General features: G+C 73.8%; 17 protein-coding genes and 1 pseudogene. 3 read left to right on the top strand and 15 right to left on the bottom strand.

Translation table 11 applies throughout. The features are described 5' to 3' along the window. Positions 1-136 precede the first annotated feature (136 nt). From ACFV1W_RS21515 to ACFV1W_RS21500, 4 genes are all read right to left on the bottom strand, one after another. Positions 137-631, bottom strand: a complete 495-nt coding sequence (locus tag ACFV1W_RS21515; protein WP_380418804.1) for a hypothetical protein — start codon at positions 629-631, stop codon at positions 137-139. 855 nt (positions 632-1,486) lie between these two features. Beyond that, positions 1,487-2,137, bottom strand: a complete 651-nt coding sequence (locus tag ACFV1W_RS21510) for a response regulator (RefSeq protein WP_380418803.1) — start codon at positions 2,135-2,137, stop codon at positions 1,487-1,489. Beyond that, complete coding sequence (locus ACFV1W_RS21505) at positions 2,125-3,369, bottom strand: sensor histidine kinase (protein WP_380418802.1); 1,245 nt, start codon at positions 3,367-3,369, stop codon at positions 2,125-2,127. The genes ACFV1W_RS21510 and ACFV1W_RS21505 overlap by 13 nt, the downstream gene beginning before the upstream one ends. A 175-nt stretch (positions 3,370-3,544) precedes the next feature. After that, a complete protein-coding gene (locus ACFV1W_RS21500) occupies positions 3,545-4,390 on the bottom strand; it encodes an SDR family NAD(P)-dependent oxidoreductase (RefSeq protein WP_380418801.1) in 846 nt (281 codons plus the stop codon). A gap of 127 nt (positions 4,391-4,517) precedes the next feature. Between ACFV1W_RS21500 and ACFV1W_RS21495 the strand changes: the two genes are divergently transcribed. Beyond that, positions 4,518-5,108, top strand: a complete 591-nt coding sequence (locus ACFV1W_RS21495; protein WP_380418800.1) for a TetR/AcrR family transcriptional regulator — start codon at positions 4,518-4,520, stop codon at positions 5,106-5,108. A 270-nt stretch (positions 5,109-5,378) separates the two neighbouring features. Here the strand turns inward: ACFV1W_RS21495 and ACFV1W_RS21490 are convergent. The 11 genes and pseudogenes from ACFV1W_RS21490 to ACFV1W_RS21440 form a co-directional block, all read right to left on the bottom strand. Beyond that, positions 5,379-6,009 (bottom strand): annotated as a pseudogene (locus ACFV1W_RS21490) (hypothetical protein); the annotation flags it as partial. Between the two features lie 108 nt (positions 6,010-6,117). Then, the gene (locus ACFV1W_RS21485) at positions 6,118-7,245 is read right to left on the bottom strand and encodes a hypothetical protein (RefSeq protein ID WP_380418799.1); all 1,128 of its coding nucleotides are present in this window, start codon (positions 7,243-7,245) and stop codon (positions 6,118-6,120) included. A 62-nt stretch (positions 7,246-7,307) separates the two neighbouring features. Then, positions 7,308-8,501 carry a glycosyltransferase family 2 protein gene (locus ACFV1W_RS21480; protein WP_380418798.1) on the bottom strand — a complete coding sequence of 398 codons (1,194 nt, stop codon included), beginning with the start codon at positions 8,499-8,501 and terminating at the stop codon, positions 7,308-7,310. Beyond that, complete coding sequence (locus ACFV1W_RS21475) at positions 8,492-9,538, bottom strand: glycosyltransferase (protein ID WP_380418797.1); 1,047 nt, start codon at positions 9,536-9,538, stop codon at positions 8,492-8,494. The genes ACFV1W_RS21480 and ACFV1W_RS21475 overlap by 10 nt, the downstream gene beginning before the upstream one ends. Then, positions 9,529-10,059, bottom strand: a complete 531-nt coding sequence (locus ACFV1W_RS21470; protein ID WP_380418796.1) for a tyrosine-protein phosphatase — start codon at positions 10,057-10,059, stop codon at positions 9,529-9,531. The genes ACFV1W_RS21475 and ACFV1W_RS21470 overlap by 10 nt, the downstream gene beginning before the upstream one ends. Beyond that, the gene (locus ACFV1W_RS21465; protein WP_380418795.1) at positions 10,052-10,540 is read right to left on the bottom strand and encodes an NUDIX domain-containing protein; all 489 of its coding nucleotides are present in this window, start codon (positions 10,538-10,540) and stop codon (positions 10,052-10,054) included. Before ACFV1W_RS21465 ends, ACFV1W_RS21470 begins: the two co-directional genes overlap by 8 nt. Next, positions 10,537-11,160: a hypothetical protein gene (locus tag ACFV1W_RS21460; RefSeq protein ID WP_380418794.1), complete on the bottom strand. Its 624-nt coding sequence runs from the start codon at positions 11,158-11,160 to the stop codon at positions 10,537-10,539. Before ACFV1W_RS21460 ends, ACFV1W_RS21465 begins: the two co-directional genes overlap by 4 nt. Then, complete coding sequence (locus ACFV1W_RS21455) at positions 11,157-11,849, bottom strand: hypothetical protein (protein WP_380418793.1); 693 nt, start codon at positions 11,847-11,849, stop codon at positions 11,157-11,159. Before ACFV1W_RS21455 ends, ACFV1W_RS21460 begins: the two co-directional genes overlap by 4 nt. 106 nt (positions 11,850-11,955) lie before the next feature. Next, a complete protein-coding gene (locus ACFV1W_RS21450) occupies positions 11,956-12,825 on the bottom strand; it encodes a hypothetical protein (protein ID WP_380418791.1) in 870 nt (289 codons plus the stop codon). Further along, positions 12,822-14,066: a M16 family metallopeptidase gene (locus tag ACFV1W_RS21445; RefSeq protein WP_380418789.1), complete on the bottom strand. Its 1,245-nt coding sequence runs from the start codon at positions 14,064-14,066 to the stop codon at positions 12,822-12,824. Before ACFV1W_RS21445 ends, ACFV1W_RS21450 begins: the two co-directional genes overlap by 4 nt. A gap of 608 nt (positions 14,067-14,674) precedes the next feature. Continuing rightward, positions 14,675-16,024 carry a helix-turn-helix domain-containing protein gene (locus ACFV1W_RS21440; RefSeq protein WP_380418787.1) on the bottom strand — a complete coding sequence of 450 codons (1,350 nt, stop codon included), beginning with the start codon at positions 16,022-16,024 and terminating at the stop codon, positions 14,675-14,677. Positions 16,025-16,263: 239 nt separating this feature from the next. On the opposite strand from ACFV1W_RS21440, the gene ACFV1W_RS21435 reads away from it, so the two are divergent. Together ACFV1W_RS21435 and ACFV1W_RS21430 are read left to right on the top strand one after the other, a co-directional pair. Further along, positions 16,264-16,458: a hypothetical protein gene (locus ACFV1W_RS21435; protein ID WP_380418785.1), complete on the top strand. Its 195-nt coding sequence runs from the start codon at positions 16,264-16,266 to the stop codon at positions 16,456-16,458. 103 nt (positions 16,459-16,561) lie between these two features. Further along, complete coding sequence (locus tag ACFV1W_RS21430; protein WP_380418783.1) at positions 16,562-17,521, top strand: ABC transporter ATP-binding protein; 960 nt, start codon at positions 16,562-16,564, stop codon at positions 17,519-17,521. Position 17,522 lies beyond the last annotated feature (1 nt).

The raw sequence follows: 17,522 nt of genomic DNA, 5'->3' as shown, positions 1-17,522 counted from the left end.
AGTTGTATTTGTGTGCGATCTGCTTGCACCGGCGCCGACTTTGTCGGCAGTCGACCTGAGCCGACCGAACGAACCGCCCGTGGGCCGCCGTGCGGCAGGCCGGGGACTTCCCGAAACGGACCGGACCGCAGTCCGCTCAGCGGCCCGGCCGAGGGAAGGTCCGGGTCGCGAGAACCGCGCAGGCCACTGCCAGCGGCAACTCGGCGAAGACCGCCATCAGCACTGCCAGCCTGAAGTCCGAACCCGGGGCAGCCGTCATGGTGTCGAACCAGCCGTCGACCAGCAGCAGGGCCGAGGTCGCGGCGGAGGCCAGGCAGGCCCGGCAGTCGCCGCGCCTGAGGAGCAGTCCGGTGGAGAGCAGGCCGAGCGTCTCAAAGCTGTCCAGACCCGTCCACGCCCAGGCCCAGTGCGAGGCCTGAGCGGTGGCCGGCAGCCCGGTGTGCAGGAAGACCAGCCAGGGAATCATCGCCAGCCCGAGCACGGTGAGGACCGTGGCCGCCCGACGAAGCAGCAGGGGGAACGTCAAAGCGGCCGCGGCCTTCGGAAGGATCAGCGGGATACCGGAGCCCGAACCGGCGTCGACGCGGACCGGACGGCGCGAATGAACGCCGGTCAGCTGAGTGCTCGCCATGACACCTGACTCCTTCCCGTGCACGCCCCTCGGGCACAACATCAGCATGTCGTTCGCGCGCGCCCGAGGCAGTAGCACTCCTATCCGACTTGATGGTGGTGCTACGTACACCTTCCGCATCCGCCGGCACGGGGGCCGTGCCAGCCAGATCGCCGACGAGGGCGGCAGGCCGCCGTCGTCGCCGGCGCGCCAGTGCAGGCGACTTGCCGCATCACGGTAGTAGTCCTGCACGAGGATCTGCGGCAGGGCCTCGGCCTGAGGGCCGGGCCGGGCCGGGCCGGTGGAGGTGTTCGAGCAGGCGGCAGGCGTCGTCGCCGGCGGCGAGAATCCTGGTCTTGGGCCAGTGGGGTTCTTGCCCAGGTCCGAGGCCAGGGCGTACCTGAAGTCGATGCGGCAACGGACCGCCTCCGCGGTCTGTCCGACATGCAGCAGGAACTGCAGTACGCAGACGGTGGCCAGCTGAGCGGGCGAGATGCCGGGGCGTCCGTCGCGCGGATGCCAGCCCGCGGGGTCAGGTCGCGCCACAGCCCGTCCAGCCGGTCTCTGACCCACATCGCCGTCGTACCGCCCGGGTTGCTCGCCCTCGCGATCTGCGCGGTCAGAGACGGGACTTGCTCACCGGACCGGCGACGGAGCGACAACTGACACCCCCGACGACTGCACGGCATTCGATCAGCGCCCAGCATGCCCGCCGATCGGACGGCCACATCGGGAAAGGCTCCAAGAACCCCGAAAGAACCCCGACAGAGTCAGGCTCCGGGTCTCCTCGACCGTCCAACGGTATGCGCTTGCCCCCGAGGTCGTCGGTACTGCCCCATCTACGGGTGATCGCCCCGGACCGGCGGGAACAGCCGGTTAGGCCCGGGACGCTCCGAGGAACCGCAGCACGGCCAGGACGCGGCGGTGGTCCGCCTCGACCACGGGCAGGTCAAACTTGGCGAAGATGTTGTTGATGTGCTTCGCCACGGCGCTCTCACTGACCACCAGCGCCTGCGCGATGCCGGCATTGGAACGCCCCTCGGCCATCAGGCCGAGCACCTCCCGTTCGCGGGGGGTCAGCCGCCCGAGCGGGTCGCTGTCGCGGCGCAGCAGCAGCTGGGCGACGACCTGCGGGTCCAGAGCCGTGCCCCCGTCCGCCACCCGCCGCACCGCCGCCACGAAGTCGGCGACATCGGCTACCCGCTGCTTGAGCAGGTAGCCCACACCGCTGGTGTTCGTGGAGAGCAGGTCAGCCGCGTAACGTTCCTCCACGTACTGCGAAAGCAGCACCACCGCCGTCCCCGGCCAGCGCCGGCGGATCTCCATCGCCGCTCGCACCCCCTCGTCGGTGAAGTCCGGCGGCATCCGGACGTCGATCAGGGCGAGTTCGGGTCGGTGCTCCGCCACCGCCGCCAACAGCCCCTCCGCATCGCCGGCTTCGGCGGGGACCTGGAACCCGCCCATCTCCAGCACCTTGATCAGGCCGACCCGCAACAGCACCGAGTCCTCGGCGATCACCGCGCGCACGGCAGCTCCGCGGTGATGGTGGTGGGTCCCCCGACGGGGCTGCTGACGTGGAAGGCCCCGTCGAGGGAGCCGACCCGCTTGGCCAGCCCGGTCAGCCCCGTGCCGGCGGCGGCGTCGGCACCGCCCAGCCCGTCGTCGGTAACGCGCACTCGCAGCACCTCGCCGACCTTACGGACCATCACCTCTGCACGCATCGCGTTGGCGTGCTTCGTCGCATTGGTCAGCGCCTCCGAGATCACGAAGTACGCGACCGACTCCACGCTGGGCGCCACCCGCTCCTCCAGATCGACCCGCAGCCGCACCGGCAGGGGCGTGCGGGCAGCCAGCCCGGACAACGCCGCGTCCAGACCTCGGTCTTCGAGCACGGCCGGGTGCAGCCCCCGCACCAGGTCATCGAGTTCGGCGATCGCCTCCTTCGCCTCCAGGTGCGCTCTCGCGATCACCTCCCGTGCGCCTGGCAGGTCCGGGCGGGTGGCAATGGCCAGACCCAGGTTGACCGCGAGGGACACCAACCGCTGCTGGGTGCCGTCGTGCAGGTCGCGCTCGATCCGGCGGCGCTCCGCGTCGACGGCCTCGATCAGGTCGGTCCGGCTCACGGCCAGCTGATCGACCCGCTCCTGGAGCCGCTGCGCCCGGCTGGGCCCGAGCAGGCCCAGCGCCAGCCGCGCCTCGGCCCGGGCTACTGCCCGCGCGCTCCAGGGCAGGGCGCACAGGAGGAGGAGTCCGGCCGCCGTGTAAACCGGCAGCTGGGTCAGGTAGCCGAACCAGTCCTGGCGGATTCCGGTTGGCAGCGCCCATGCCCAGGCGTAGACGATGGCGCCCGCCAGGCTCGCCGCCGCCAGCACGAGCACCAGCAGCTCCAGCAGCGCGACCAGCGGGCCCAGCAGGAGGTGGTAGCCGATCTTGCGCCAAGGCCGCGTCGCCGCGAGCCACCGGGCGGCCGAGGCCCACGTCCATTGTTCCGGCGCGGTGGGGGTGAGCCGGGGGACGTCCATACCGATGAGCGCCCGGTAGCGGACCCGCTGAACGGCCGTCAGTACCGGGGTGCCGAGCAGGACCAGGGCGGCCGACACGGAAACCGTGAGGAGCCAGTTCCCCGTCCTGGCGGTGGTCGTCGCCGCCCAGGCCCACACGGGCACCAGCGCCAGGTGCGGCGGCACACCGGCGGCAAGAAAACCGGTGTCCCGCCACGCCCGGAGGACCGTACGTCTCAGTCCAGCTGGAATCGTCATGGCACGACGGTAGGGCACCGCAGGAGGAGGCTGCCATGAAACCTGTACCCGATCCCATGGTGAACCTAGTACCCGGCCCTGGCTGCCGAGGGTGCGGAGTTCCATGGTGATCTTCCTTGCCGTTGCGGGGTCGCCCGCGGTGTGCGAATGGTCGGTTGCGTGGCCGGGCGCCCGGTCAGCGCACCCAGGCGCCGGTGAGGACCCCGACCGCGGAGCCGTCGAGGTCGGCGAGGCTGGTGGCGGCGAAGTCGCGGGCCCACTGGGAGGTCTGGACGCGGAACGGCGGGCGGGGAAGGGCGAGGGCGTCGACGATCGGGGCGGCTGCCTCGGCCGGGGTCTGGGCGTTGTCGAACGACTGGCGGGTGCGGGCCAGGTAGGCGTCGAGTGCGGGGGCGTAGGGTCCGGCGGCGGCGAGCAGCGCGGGGAGGTCCAGTCCGAGGTTGGCCACGAACTCGCTCGCCACCGCGCCCGGTTCGACCACCGTGACGTCGACACCGACGGTGGCGGCGACCGGCGCGAGGGACTGCATGAAGCCCTCGACGGCGAACTTGGCCGCGCAGTACGCCTCGTTGAAGGGCTGGCCGACGACCCCGCCGACGCTGGTGACGGTGATCACCCGGCCCCTCGACGCGCGGAGGTGCGGCAGCGCGGCCCGGGTCACCGCCACCACGCCGAAGAAGTTGACCTCCATGGCCGCGCGGACGTCGTCCAGACTGCTCTGCTCGATGGTGCCGACCTGGGCGGCGCCGGCGTTGTTGACCAGCGCGTCCAAGCGGCCGTGTTCGGCGACGACCTCGTCCAGGCAGGCGGTGATGCCGGCGGGGTCGGTCACGTCCAGGCGCTTGACCTGGACCAGGTCCTCGACTCCCGCCTCGGCGGCGGCCTTGAGCAGAGCCTCGGCCTTGCCGGTGTCGCGCATGGTGGCAATGGTCGTCCAGCCGGCCCGGGCGGCGCCGATGGCGGCCGCCAGGCCGATGCCGGACGAGGTACCGGTGATCAGAACCGTCTTCGAGGAGGTCATGAGGGTCTTCCTTGCATGAGGGCAGAACGGGCCGACACCCGTAACCGGGGAGTTCCCCGGTTTCTTCACGGTAAGCGGGGAACTCCCCGGTTGTCCAGCTAGACTGGTCCCGACGAAGGGAACAGCCTTGACGACCAAGCCGAGCGTGTTGCGTGCCGATGCCCGCCGCAACCGGGAACGCATCCTCGAAGCGGCCGTGCGCGCCTTCGCCGAGAAGGGCCCGAACGTCGCGATCGACGCGATCGCCAAGGCCGCCGGCGTCGGCTCGGCCACGCTCTACCGCCACTTCCCCACCCGCGAGGCGCTGGTCGAGGCGGCCTACCGCAACGAGCTGGCCCGCGTCTGCGACAGCGCCGGGAAACTGCTCGCCGGCCACGCGCCGGACCGGGCACTGCGCCTGTGGATGGACGACTTCATCGACTACGTGGCCGCCAAGCAGGGCATGGCGGACGCGCTCCGGGCCGCGGTGGCATCCGGTGCGGACCCGTTCGCCGAGACCCTCGACCGACTCGGCGCCGCGCTCGGCACCCTGCTGCGCACCGGGGCCGAGGCCGGCCTCCTGCGCCCGGACGCCGACCCCCTGGACGTCGGCTTCAGTCTGGCCGGCGTGGCACTGATCACCAGCGCCCCCGACCAGCGCGAACGGGCCGGCCGCCTCCTCGACCTGCTCCTCGACGGCCTCCGGTACGGAGCGGACCGGCCGGCGTCCAGCGCGTGACCCGGATCCCGCCGGGCCGCGGCCGACCGGCCGCCCACCGGCGGTGAGCGCACGAAACGCCCGAGGAGCCCGCACCGCCGGCACGACGCTGTCAGCCCGCCGAGGTGTGGGCAGACCCCGAGCAGCGCCGACCGGTCGTGGACCGGGGCCGGCACGCGTGGTGCCGACACCCGATCCGTGCCCGCTCCACGCGCCTCGTCCGTCCAGCCGCGGGCGAGTGCCGAAGTGCCCGTACACGCCGGCCTTGCCCGTGCCCAGGGACCGGGCGGGTCAGCCGGCGAGTTGAGCACCTCGTTCGGAGCGCATGGCCGGGAGCGGCCGCCAATCGGCGGGGACGTCGCGCATGACCAGGGCGCAGTCCAGCGTCGCACTCCCCGGGGGGAAGCGGTCCGGGTCGTCGAAGAAGGACGACGCGGCGGAGCGTACCCGGCCGGCTTCCACGTGCCAGGCGTCGGTCCGAAGTTCCATACCGTCCAGGTGACAACCGGAGCTGGTGGCCGAGAAGCCCTTTGCACCGCCCTGGAAGAAGCGGGACGCTTCTGGGAGATCGGCGAAGGGCTCGCTGCCCCGGAGTTCGTCGGACGGCTCGACGGTGACATCCACTCGGATGTCACCGTCTCGTGTCGCCAGTGCGACGCGCATCCGGTGGGGCGTCCCGTGTACCTCGAAATCGGCGCGCCCGTGCTCACCGGGGAAGAGGCGGCCACCGGCCCAGGCGTTGAGCCGCGAGGCGGTGTCGCGCCGTGGGATGTAGACGCCGCTCTCGACGCCGTCCGGTCCGTCCCATTCGACGGCGATCCGATGTGCCGCGTTCTCGCTGGCGCAGTCCGAACGCCTTGGGCGCCCAGGCGGGCCGGGCACTTCCCAGGCGCAGCAGGCAGATGCCGGCGACCGCGTAGCCGTTCAGACGGTCCGGGTCCCGCCTACGGCGCTTCCGCGGGCCGGCGGTTCACCGACCGCCACGGGTCCAGCGTGTCGCACGCCGTCGTGGCGGCCGGTGCGGCCGGTGTCAGTCGTCCAGTGCGGCGAGCGCCGCCTGGTACTGCTCCGGATCCACCAACTCCCCGGTGACCAGCAGGAAGTCACCGATCGGGGTGGCCAGCAGGGTGCCGGCGCCGACGGTGCGGGTCCGGGAGAGCAGGTCCGGGCCGGGCTGTTCGGGGCGGCGCAGCAGCAGACCGTGCACCGGCTGCCCGGCGGCCAGCGCGGCGGCCACCTCGGGCGACGTCCCGGCCCATGCCGGACCTTCCGTCCCCTCGGCCGGACCGTCCCTCCCCTCGACCGGGGCGTCCGGTGCCCCGCCCGCGGCCCGGCGGTCCGTCTCGCGGGCCGCCGGGCCGGCCAGGGCGGCCGTCAACTCGTCGGGCACCCGGGCGCGCAGGGACGGCACGGTGCGGACGCTCTCGCACAGCTCCAGCAGTTCGGGGGCCAGGTGGTAGTGCTCGGCGGCGGCCACGAGTGCGACGACCGGCGCCTCGGCCGAGGCCAGCACGACGGCGAGGTCGAGCCGGTCCTTGGCGGTGAACGGGCGCTGGAAGCGCTCCTCGGCGAGCGCGAGGACGTCGGCCAGCAGACGGTCCTCGGGCGGGGTGGCGCGCATCGGCACCAGGCCTGGCTCCCCCGGGTAGGCGAAGGTACTGATCTCGATCTTCGGTTCGGGGTCGAGCATCGGATCCTCGGCCGGCCAGCGCAGGGTCACCAGCAGGTGTCGGGTGCCGCCGTCGTCGAGCAGCGACACGTCCAGCTCGTCCACCGGCCAGTCCCGGACGACCAACCGGGCGGCGTCCCAGAGCGCGGCCTCGTCCGGGACGACCACGTCGAGGTCGCCGAGCGGCCGCAGCACCCCGGCGGGGTAACGGGCGGCCAGCGAGGGGCCCTTGAGGACCCGCGCGCCCCGAACGGTGTCCAGGTCGGCCGTGATCCGCTCGTAGAGAGCCGCCCGGTCACGCATCCGGCGCAGCTCGTCGCGCGAGCCCGGTCCCATGGCGGAACCCGCCAGCTCGGCCACCGAGAGCACCAGCGGCGGCAGGTGCCCGCGCACAGCTCGCGCGTTGCGCAGCAGGACGATCGGCGGCCAGTGGTCCTCGACGTCGAGCAGCTCGTGCAGCAGGGCGAGATCGACAGGCAGCGGTGCCATCGGGGCGGTCCTCTCGGTAGGTCTTCTGGCGTTTCGTCACGCTCGGTGCGACGACGAGGACGTCACAGGCCGGCCACGCGCTCGGCCCGCAGGGCGGGGGCGACCGGGCGACCGGCGGCGTCGCCGGGGCGGCCCGTGGTCGTCCCGGCGCGCGCGGCGCGGTCGGCCGATGACGGCGCCTGGGCGGGCGCGGTGGTCTGCGGGGCGGCGGCCGGGGTGCGCGGGGCGGGGGCGGTGCCGCGGTCCGTGCCGAGCGTGGCGTAGCGCGCCAGGAAGCCGAGCGCGATGGTGAGGTCGCGGACCGGTTTGATCAGCAGGAAGGTGAGCCGGTGGGCGAACAGCGCGCCGTGCAGCGCCCGGTGGTGGGCCGCGCTGCTCAACACCACGGGCAGTGCGGCCGCGGTCGCGAGCCACGGGTTCAGCACTGCGCCGGCGGCCAGCGCCGCCAGGACCGCGAACCAGGCGACCAGGGTCCGCCACGGCCGCCAGCGGCAGTGGGCCCAGAACTCGGCGCCGTGGCGGCGGGCGCACTGCGCCATGCCCCGTCCGGACTGGAGCGACTTGCGGAACAGCGCGCGGAGGCCCAGCTGGTCGTGGTGGTCGACGGCGAGGTCCGCGCGGAACTGCACCAGCCAGCCGCGCCGGGTGGCGCGCAGCTGGAAGTCCACGTCCTCGAAGGCGCTCCTGGCGAACATCTCCTCGGTCAGGCCCAGTTCGCGTGCCGCGGCGATGTTGACGATGGTGTTCCCGCCGGCGCAGAGAGCCCGCGGACTGGTGGTGGCCGCCTGCGGCGCGGCCGCGGCGAGCGCCAGCTTCCGCGAGTCCCGGGTCTCCATCGCGCGGATCAGCGAGCCCACTCCGGCACCCAGGACGGGGTAGCGCGGCCCGTACACCAGGGCGGTCCGCTCGGCCTCGGCGCAGGCCGCGAGCGCGGCCTCGGTCCAGCCGGGCAGCGGCACGCAGTCGTCGTCCAGGAAGGCGATGAAGCCGCGCGCACGCTGCTGGTCGACCAGGAACTGCCTGGCCTCCCCGATCCGCATGGCACGCGGGGTGCAGACCGCCTGGACGCCCCACGCCGCCTGGAGGTCGGCGACCGCCCGGGTCGCGGCGGGCGAGGGCGCGCCGGTGTGGAACAGCACGATCCGCGCCGGGTCCTCGCCGTCGGCGCACAGGGCCCGCAGGACCGGCTCCAGGGTGTCGGGCAGGGTGTGGGTGACGACCGCGACGAGCAGGTCAGGTCCGGAAGTCAGCGGCATGACGCAATCCTCAGCAGGAGACGATCGATGACCTTCGCGACGGAGTGCCGCGCGGCGGCCCGCGCTGTCGCGGCGCTGAGCCTGGCCAGCCGGCCCTCGTCGAGCAGCAGCGAGCAGACGTCGGCCACGAAGCGGTCCCGGACCTCGCCCGAGGTGATGTCGCCCTCCACCAGGACACCGGTGGCGTCCGGGACGACCCGCTCGCGCAGCGCCGCCACGGCGGACAGCACGGGTACCGTGCCCAGTGCGCAGGATTCCAGCGCACTGATGCAGCACATCTCCTCGTAGCCGGTCGGGTAGAGCATCAGCTCCGACTCGCGGACCGCCCTCGCGTAGCTCAGCCGGTCGACGGCGCCGAGATGGCGCACGCCCTCGGGCGGCGAGGCGAGCCGCGGCACCTCGCCGGCGGTGAGCGCGCGGGCCTCCTCGGCGGGATAGCCCCACAGCTCGTAGCCCCCGAGGACGACCAGCTCGGCCTGCGGGACCCGTTCGCGGATCCGGGGCCACAGCGCCAGCAGGTGGGCCAGCCCGCGGTAGGGCGCGGCCATGTGCACGCACTGGTAGCGGCGGCGGGCCACCGGGCCGGGATCGGGCAGGGCGTGGCCGAGATTGTCCACGTGGAAGCCGTGGCGCGGGCGCAGGGCCGGGGAGTAGCGCTCCCAGGCCGCCAGGGAGCCGACCAGGGCGAGGTCGCAGCGGCCGGAGGCGGCCAGTTCCGCGAGGCCGGGGGTGACCCGGTCACCGGTGAACAGCACGCCCAGCGGGCCGGGCGGGAGGTCGGACAGCGGGGCGGCGTCCCGGAAGGCGACGACGACGTCCGCCCCGGCCGGGCCGGGGTAGCCCGCCAGTGCCTGCCAGCCGGGCTCGGTCGGGCCGGGCGGCGCTTCGGCGCCCAGGTACACCCGCACGTCGACGCCGCGCTGCAGCAGCTCGCGCCGCCACAGCACCAGGGTGGCCTCGTTGCCGCCCAGCCCACGCCCGTCGAGGTCGCCCGGGTCGAACCACGGACTGCGCGGGGCGATCACGTCTATCCGCATGACGCCGCTCCCTGCCGGACGTCCCCGGCGGAGGCCTCCAGTGCCTGCCGGGAGGCGTAGGAGAGGAAGACGTCGAGGGCGTCCAGCACCGGCAGCCGCACCCGGCGGGTGCGGTAGGCGGCGACGGCCTGGTCAGCGGTCAGGCCCTGGCGGACCAGGAGCGCCAGGGCGACCGCGCCGGTGCGGTCCAGGCCGAGGGTGCAGTGCAGGATCAGCTGGCGGCCGGGGGCCAGGTCGCGGATCTCCTCCACCAACTCCCCGAGCAGGCCGACCGGGTCGGCGGACTCCCAGTAGGTGAACGGGCGGTGGTGCACCCGGACGATCTTGCGGGTCGAACGGTCGTACACCTTGGGCACGGTGCGGGACAGGCAGACGACTTCGGTCGGCCGGTCCGGCAGGTCCCAGGCGTCGGCCCGGACACCGGCGGCGAAGATGCCGGGCAGCACGCGCCAGGCCCGGTCGGCGTCGCCGGAAGTGTCCGCCGGCCGGACGGGCGCGGTGAGGCCGGTCCGGTCAGTCAACGTACTCGGCCTTCGCGTCCGTGCCGGCGAGTTCGACGCCCAGGGTGGCGGCCGCCACCACGGCCGCCGTCTCGGCCTGCGCGGTGCCGTGCTCGCCCCACTGCAGCAGGCCGGGCGCGCGCTCCAACGAGGTCATCAGACGGCGATAGGTCCGGCCGGTGGACTCGTCGGGCGCCCGCTCCAGGAACTCGTCCAGCAGGCCTGCCAGCCGGACCTGGGCATAGGGTTCCTCACCCGGATCCTCGACCCGCACGTACCCGAGGTAGGCGGTGCGGCCGATGGCGACCTGGCTCTCCTCCAGCGACTCGCGCGCCAGGATGGTGTGGTAGTCCTCCTCGCCCGGTTCGGGCTTGCCGCCCGGCAGGTTGAAGCGGCCGAGGTCGTCCTGCAGCAGGACGCGGCCCTCCCCGTCGAAGAGGTAGCCGTAGACCTGCCGGACCGGAAGGCCCTGCGGCACCGGTGCCGCGTACCAGCGCATCATCGTGTTCCCACCCTTTCGTGTGCCTGGACCAGTGCGGCGATGCGGTCGGCGACCGTCTCCGCGCTCAGGCTCGCCGTATCGATGAAGATGTAGCCCGACTCCCGGGCCAGCTGCGTGAGTTCGGTCTCCAGCTCCCTCTCGAACCGGTCCGCGGCGGCGGCGAAGCGTCGCTCGTCGCGCTCGTTCGGGGTCCCGAAGCGCCGGTAGCGGCGGCGTCGTTCGTCCAGCGGGCAGTCGAGCCAGACCCAGAGGTCGACGTGGCCGGCCACCCGGGTGCCGAGCCGGTCGGCGACGGCGGCCAGCAACCGGCGTCCGCTCGCCCGGTCGTAGGCCAGCACCCGGTGGATGTAGCTCTGCTGGACGATGACCTCGCCCGGGCCGGCCCGGCGGGCCAGGTGGACGTCGGCCAGGTAGGCGGCGTGGTACACCGCGCTGCGCAGCAGGGACGGCAGCCTGCGGGCCTCGTAGACGCGCTCGACCGTCTTCTCCACCCAGCCGCCGGACAGGCAGCTGGTGGACTCCACCACCCGGGTGCCGGACGCCTCCAGGCGCTGCCTGACCAGCTCGCAGACGGTGCTCTTGCCGGCGAAGTCCAGGCCCTCCACAACGATGGTCGTCATGACCGCACCGCCGATCGGCGGGGCGTGCGGCGCGGCGCGGGGAGCCGGCCGGAACCGGGGTCGCCCGTGGCCGGCCGGGCGCACTCGCGGGCCCAGCGCACCACGTCCGCCACGATGCGGTCGGTGCCCGCCTGCGAGGTGTCGATGAACCAGACGTCGCGATGGCGCCGGCCGGCGGTGCGCAGCGCCCGGGTGAAGGCCTCCTGGAACTCCTCCCCGGAGACCGAGCGGTGGTCGATCACGTTCGCCTCCTTGCGGCGTTCCAGTCGGCCGCGCCGGATCTCCAGCGGGGCGTGCAGATAGAGGGCCAGGTCGAAACCGGTGAACAGGTGCGGGAACCGCAGGGCCAGCCGGGCGGCGGCCCAGGGCCCGGTGGCGATGCCGTAGGCCAAGGAACGGTCCACGTAGGACTCCTGGATCAGGATGCCGCTGCGCTCCCAGGCCGCTGCGCCGCGCAGCGGGCGGTCGAGCGCACAGGCCACCAGGTAGGCGGCGTTCAGCAGCGCACTGGTGGGGTGCTGCGGGGCACTGATCCCACGCCGTTCCAGCAGGGCGGCCACCGGGTTGCGCGGTGCCAGCACCCCGCGGTGGTGGACGACGGCGGCGCCTTCGGCCCGCAGGGCCTCGGCCAGCTGCTTGGCCAGCGTCGTCTTTCCGGTGAGGTCGAGGCCGTCGATGAGGATCCGCATGAGGTGACTCTCCTGATCGGGTTCCTGCGGGAACGGCTGGAACCGGCGGGCACGGTGGCGGCCGGGGGGCGGGTCGGGCGGCGGAACTGCGGTCGGGCAGGCGCGGTCAGGCGCTCGGCAACGCGCGCCACCAGTAGCTGTGCTGGTCGCGCCAGCCCTCGTGGCGCAGGCCTGCCAGGACGGCGGCGGCGTGTCCGCCGCCGGCGGGCGCCGGGTGCGGGTGGACCACGTGGCCCAGCAGCGGCAGTCGCACCGCGGCCGCATGCCGGCGGGCGGCGGCGACCAGCGCCGCGCGGGCCGCGCGGGCCTGCGGTCCCGGTACGACCAGGACGTCCACCAGTTCCAGGTGTCCGGCCCCGGTCAGCTCGTCCTCGAAGGGCACCAGCGTCACGTGCCCCAGCAGTGGTTCACCGGTCGTCGTGGCGTGGTCGGACTCGACCGCCACGAAGCTCACCCGGTCGGGATCGTCGGTGACCGCGCCGGCCTGTTCGAGCGCGACCGCGGCGTCGGGCACCGCACCGAGGTCGCGGGCGCCGCCCTCGATCGCCTCGGCCAGCCAGCGGCGGACCTGGCCGGTGTCCGCGGCCACCGCACGGCGGACCGTGCAGCCGGCGGTGTCGCGGTCGCCATCCGGTTCGGTGTCGGCCCGGGTGGCTTCGCCGGTGTCGCAGGGCAGTCGGAGGTAGGTCTGGCGCGGCAGCCACGGCGCCGGCAGCACGCCGGGGGCGGCGACCCGCACCACCAGCGCCCGGGCGGCGGGGTGGTCCGCGCACAGCTGCCGGGTGAGTTCGCCGAGGGCGGGAGCGGTCAGCAACGCGGGATCGGCGTACTCGACCAGGCAGCTGACCTCGCCGGTCACCGGATCGGTACTGAGGCCGGCCACGTAGCGACCGGCCGGGTGCTCGGCGAGCAGACCGGCGTCCTGCGCCAGCTTCAGGTAGGCCTCGCTCGGCGCACCGTCGACGGTGTCGCTCATGTCGCCTCCGGCCTGACCACCCAGGTGAGCCTGGCGCCCAGCTCGGCGGCGGCCCGGCGGACCGCACCGGCGTCCACCGCGTCCAGTTCCGCGACGGCCTGGTCCAGGCTCCACGGGAGGGTGCCCCACAGAGTGCCCGTCGCCAGCCTGGGGCTGAAGTGCTGGGGCTGCTCGCTGTCCAGGACGAGCTCCATGACGGCCTGGCGGCGGGCGGCGGCGAGGTCGTCCGGCGCCGGACCGTCGGTGCCGAGCAGGTCGAGCAGCTCCCGGACGACGTCCAGCGCCCGGGCCGCATTGCCCGACTCCAGCCCGAGCAGCACCCGCCACGCCCCGGTGTCGGTATAGCCGCGCGACCAGGCGTAGAAGTTGTAGACCAGCCCCTCGTCGTCGCGCAGCCGCTGGAAGAGCAGCGACGAGGCGCTCGACCCCAGCAGCTGGGCCAGGACGGTGTAGGCCGGCGCCGCAGGATCGCCCAGCGCCGGTGCCCTGCCGCCGATGCAGATCCAGCAGAACGCGTCCTGCGGGACGCGCAGCGGCCCGGTGTCACCGGTCAGCCGCTCCAAGGGCAGCGCCGCCGCGACGGAGGGCTGCCCGTGGTCCGGGGCGGCGGGCGCGAGGGCGAAGGCGGAAGCGTCGGCGGCTTTGCGAAAGGCGTCGCCGTCCAGGCCGCCGATGCCGAGCAGGGCGGACCTGCGGCGCGCGAACAGCTCGGCGTGGACCGCCCGCAGGTCGGCCGCGGTGGTCCGTTCGATGTCGTGGACGGTGCCGCCGACCGGCCGCCCCAGGGGGTGCGGCGCGAACAGGCGCTCCAGGAAGGCGTCCTGGACCACGTCGCTGGGATCGGCCGCGGCGGCGGACAACTCCTGGAAGACCACCCGGCGTTCCGCATCGAGGACGGCGTCGTCGAAGGCGGGGCGGACCAGGGCCTCGCCCATGAGCGCCAGGACGGCCGGCGCGTCCTCGTTGAGGACCTGCGCCTGGAACACCATGGAGTCGAGCCCCGTCTGGGCGTTCACCAAGCCGCCGAGGTGCTCGACGCGCCGGGTGAGCGAAGGACCGCCGGCCACCGGTGCGGTCATCAGCAGGTGCTCCAGGAGGTGGGCCGCGCCACTGAGTCCGGCCGGGTCGTCCCTGGAGCCGAAGTCCACCGAGAAGGTCAGGGTGGTGATCCGGTCCTGCGGCCTGACGGCGGCGATGGCAGTGGTCGTCGGCGAGAGCCGGTGCACCTCGTGCTGGGTCATGTGGGTTCTCCTGCTTCGACTCTCGGCCGCGGCGCGGGCGGCCCGGGAGGGGCCGGGAAGCCCGAGGGCTTCCCGGCCGTCCGGCTCAGCGACCGGTCTTGATCTTGTCCAGGCGCGGGCGGAGGCCGACCTTGTGGTTGCGGGACATGCGGAACACCTCCTCTCGGGTCTCGGGCCCGTCGGCCGCCGGCGGACCGGCGGCCGGATCGGGCTGGGCTGGCGCGGATGACGCGCACAGGGGAGCGCCACCCGTGGACCTCCCCCTCGGCCGGGGCGCCGCGGAGGAGGGGGCAACGGGGATCGGCGGGACGCGGTGGCCACTCGCCACGCGCAGGGCCGCCGGGCGGAGTGCTTTCCGCCGGGGCGATCTACGCCGCCGTCTTCATGACAGGAGTCTGCTCGGCGACAGTCATGTCTGTCAAGACGGTTTAGTCATAGCTGTCATGGGCCTGCGGCGCGGTCTTCCGGAGCACGCGGGCGCGCTGCGGCAGGCGGGCGAACGCCGCCGCCCGGGCCCCTTGGACAGGGGACCCGGGCGGGCTGGTGGGTGGCGGAGCGCCGCAGGCGGTCAGACAGCCAGGCGGTCAGGTGGTCAGGCGGAGCGGTGGTCAGGTGGAGCGGGACGCCCCCAGGCCGTTGCCCTGAACGCCGAAGAAGCTCCGGTGGCCGAGCAGCCGCATGCCCTGGCGGTAGGCCCAGAGCGCGCGCTCGGCGTCCCCGGACGAGGCCAGCACCTCGGCGAGCTCCGCCCACGCGAAGGTGGCCTGACGGCTCGCGTCGGACGCCTCCAGCTGCAGTGCGGCCCGCTCGTAGACCTCCCGGGCCTCGTCCGTCCGGCCGGTCTGCAGCAGCGCCGCCGCCAGCACCACCAGCAGCCGCGCCGTCTGCAGCCGGTGGCCGGGGCCGAGTTGGACGAGCCCGCGGCGGGCGTGCTCGACCGCCGATTCGGACTCCCCCAGCAGCAGCGCCGCCCGGGCCAGACCCGACTCGCAGTACGCGCGGTCCACCGCGCTGCCGCCGATCGAGTCCAGCGACAAGAGGACCTCCTCCAGCGTGGACTTGGCCAGCCGGGGCCGGACCTGGTCCCCCTGGAGCAGCACCGAGGCGTGCGCGATCCGCAGCCGGGCGACGCTCCGGTCGTTGTCCCCCTCGGCGTAGATGGCCAGGGCGCGCTCGACCAGCATGCGGGCGTCGGCGACGCGCCCGGTGCGGTGCGCGACCAGCCCGGCGTTCCAGTAGGCCGCACCGAGCGCCTGCCGGTCCTCCATCGCGCGGGCGGTCTCCACCGCACTGGCGGCCAGGTTCCCGGCGCTGTACAGGTCGCCGCGCTCGCTGTAGAGCCCCACCAGGGTGGAGATCACCTCGATGCTCTCCCGGGACGGCGCCAGGTCGAGGTCGCGCAGCTCGGAGAGGGTTGACTCGGCCAGCTCGACCCCGCGCGTCAGGTCGCCCAGTTCCCGGTAGCAGCGGCAGAGCGCCACCACCACCAGCAGCGGGGCGACGACGGCGGCGGTCGGCTTGGCCCGGTGGAGGCGTTCGTAGTCGGCCGCGGCCTCCTCCAGCCGGCCCAGGTTCTCCAGCGCACGGGCACGGCCCCACAGGGCCCGCGCGGCGAGCGACTCGTCCGCGCGCGCCTGGGCCTGCTCGTGGAGGGCCGCGAAGGCGCCGTACGCCGCCTGGGCCTGCCCGGAGCGCAGCGAGAGCTCCGCGTACCGCAGTTCGAGCTCGACGTCGTCGTCCGACTCGGGCGTCTCTATCAGCTCGAACAGCACCTCCGGATCGCAGCCCAGCCGCGACGCCAGGGCCCGGAGGATCTCCTTCGACGGGCTCCGCTTGCCGGACTCGATCAGCGAGATGTAGCTGGCCGACAGCCCCTCGCCCGCGAGGTCTCCCTGGGAGAGCCCCTGGCGCTTGCGGAGGTCGCGGACGCGCCTGCCGAGTGCCTGCAGATCGGCCACCGCCATCACCCCTGTCCCTGTTCGGTTGCCGCCCCGCTCCCGCCTCCGGGCCCCGGCCGAAGGCCGAGCGGGCCGTCGGGCGCCGATTGCTCGACTGCGACTAGCGATGACATCCCACTGACCTTTCATGACAAGATCTCTTGACAGGCATGACTGGCCCCGACGACCATGCTAGCTGCTCCACTCCGCCATGGGCTGGGGAGCAGACCGAAGAGAGACTCCCACGAAAGGCGCCACCCATGCGATCCGCCCTGACTTCCAAGCTGCTAGGGGTCGGCTTCGGCGTCCTCGCCCTCTCCGCCAGCGCCCTGCCGTTCGCGGCGCCGGCGACCAAGGCGCCGGCCAGCTCCGAAAGCCACCAGGCGGCCCCGCTCGCACCGCCGGCGGACAAGCCCCCGGCCAACAAGCTGCCGGACTTCCCCGCCTGCTGCTGAGCCGCCAGCCACGTCCGCAGGAAGCAGGAAGCAGGAAGGTCTCCATGCCCGTCAGCACCACTCACCCGTCATCCCCCGTCGCCACGGCGCCCGGGGGTACGCGATGACCGCGGTGCAGGTCCGAGCACTGCGCCGGACGTTCTCCACCGGCAAGGCGGACGCCGCCGAGCGGGTGGCCCTCGACGGCATCGACCTGGACATCAAAGCCGGGACGGTGCACGGCCTGCTCGGCCCCAACGGTGCCGGCAAGACCACGCTCTGCAAGGTCCTCTCGACGGTGCTGCTGCCCACCTCCGGGCGGGCCCTGGTCCTGGGCCGGGACCCGGCAGCCGACCCGCGCGGCGTGCGCCCGCTCGTCGGCATCGTCCTGGGCGGCGACCGCGGCCTCTACGGACGCCTGACCGCGCGTCAGAACATCCGCTTCTGGGCCGCGCTGTACGGCATCCGGCGGGCCGAAGCGGCCGTGCGCACGGCCGAGCTGCTCGACCGCTTCGGCCTGGCCGACCATGCCGACGAGCCGGTCGAACGCTTCTCCCGGGGCATGAAGCAGCGCCTGCACCTGGCCCGGGGCCTGATCCACCGCCCCCCGGTCGTCCTGCTGGACGAGCCGACCACCGGGATGGACCCGGTCTCCGCCCGCGCCTTCCGCGACGTGGTCGCCGACCTGCGCACCGAGGGGCACACCGTACTGCTCACCACGCACGATATGGCCGAGGCCGAGGCGCTGTGCGACCGGGTCACACTGATCGACCGCGGGACCGTCCTGGCCACCGCTCACCCCAGGGAGCTCGGCGAGTGGTTCGGCGGGTACGAGCGGGTCGAGGCCCGCGACGTCCCCGAGGCCGTCCGCCCGGAGCTGCTGGCCCTCGACGGCGTCGCCGCCCTGGAGGACCTGGGAGACGGACGGATCCGGATCCAGGTCCGCGGCGCCGACCGCTCGGCCGCCGTCCTGAGCGTTCTGCTCGACGCGGGGGTGCGCGAACTGTCCACCTCCCCGCCCGGGTTGGAGGAGCTCTACCTCCAGGTCATCGGCGACCGGGGCTTTCGGGTGGGAGCGCGGTGAG

Origin of the sequence: Kitasatospora sp. NPDC059648 (genome assembly GCF_042734825.1) — a bacterium.
Classification (GTDB): Bacteria; Actinomycetota; Actinomycetes; order Streptomycetales; family Streptomycetaceae; genus Kitasatospora.
The sequence above is the reverse complement of the archived record's forward strand: the minus strand, read 5'-3'. Positions and strand labels throughout refer to the sequence as shown.